This is a genomic window from Segatella maculosa OT 289 (assembly GCF_000243015.1).
Taxonomy (GTDB): domain Bacteria; phylum Bacteroidota; class Bacteroidia; order Bacteroidales; family Bacteroidaceae; genus Prevotella; species Prevotella maculosa.
In genome coordinates this window covers 331,927-333,248 of the sequence record NZ_JH594500.1, presented here as the reverse complement: position 1 = coordinate 333,248, position 1,322 = coordinate 331,927, and the positions used below count along the sequence as shown (strand labels likewise).

General features: G+C 49.2%; 1 protein-coding gene. It reads right to left on the bottom strand.

Translation table 11 applies throughout. The features are described 5' to 3' along the window. Window positions 1-1,322: fibronectin type III domain-containing protein (locus HMPREF9944_RS01225; RefSeq protein ID WP_008563890.1), on the bottom strand; the 1,322-nt coding region annotated here is incomplete at both ends.

Sequence of the window (1,322 nt, the reverse complement as noted above, 5' to 3'; positions counted from 1 at the left end):
CGCTTCGCCCTCTGGTTGTCGTAATAGAAGGTCAGCGTGCTGCCGCTCACGGCCGCATAGGCTTCCTTGTCGGTCGGCGTGGTGAAGGTCTTCTCGTTGTAGAAGACGAAGTTGCCGCATTCGTCCAGTGCTTTCACGATCACCGTGTATCGGGTGTCGGGTGTCAGGTCCTTCAGCTTCAGCGTATCTTTGCCGATAAGTTCGCCAACATGTTTGCGGTTTCCCGTTCTGCTGTCGTCAAGAAACACATAATAGCACATAAGCTCCTTCGGCGTAGCGTTGTCCGTGGCCTGTTTCCACGTCACGGTGGCCGTCGTGTGCGTCACGTCCTCCACCTTTACCGACGCATTGTCAATGCTCGGCTTTTCCCATTCGCTCTTTACGATGGTCACCGAATTTGTGTATTCTTCGCCATTGACCATGATTTTTCCGTTTGTAAGCGTCCCACCTGCCGGCTGAACAATCCTGCTACCGGAGATGTTGATGTTATTGAAACTATACAATACGACATTCCTTAGGCTCGAATTATCGATTTCCAATGTTTCGTTGCCGGTCGTACTCCTAAACGGAATAGGCTTGCTGAACGTGAGCGCACATCCGCCTTCAAGCCTGAATGTCATGCCCCTGTTGTTGTCTACTAGTATCCCCTGTGATGCTCCGCCGTAGTCCATGAAACTTCCGTCGCCCTTTATGGTAAAGTTGGTCTTGGTCTTTATGAAAGATGCCCAATCGAGGTTAGCTTTGTTCTCGCCTTTCAATGTAAGCGTATAGTAATGCGAGGGGTCCGTGTCGGAAATATAGATTAAAGTGGATGAAGAATGAAAAGCATCAAACGTGATATTCTCAAAGGTAATGTCCTTGAAATCATAAAATCTATCCCCGCCATATACCGTGACAGCAGAATTCTTGATATAAAGCCCCTCTTCACGCTTGGCCGAAAGGGGATAGTGTTTATCTGAAAATACATCAATTCCGAGTCCCTCGATGGTGAGTGTAGCCTTGTTCTGCACGTGGATGCCCTCATATTCATAACACCATACGCGGAGTGTGTTTTCTTCGGTATTGCCGTTGTAGCTCTTCAGTGTGGTGTTCTTCTTCAGAAAGATGGTGCTTGAGTTCTTCGCACGAAAATAATTCTTGCCCATGAACACCACCGTCAGCCCGTCGTTGCTTTCATTCTCCAGCGCATGGTTGTAGCCGCCCGTGCGTTCCACCTTGATGTTGCGCACGTAGAGCGTGTTCTCCTCCGGCTCATACCATGCTTGCGGGTAGAAGTCCGCGTTCGGTGTGATGTTCTTGCTTGTGATGTTGCTACAGTTGTC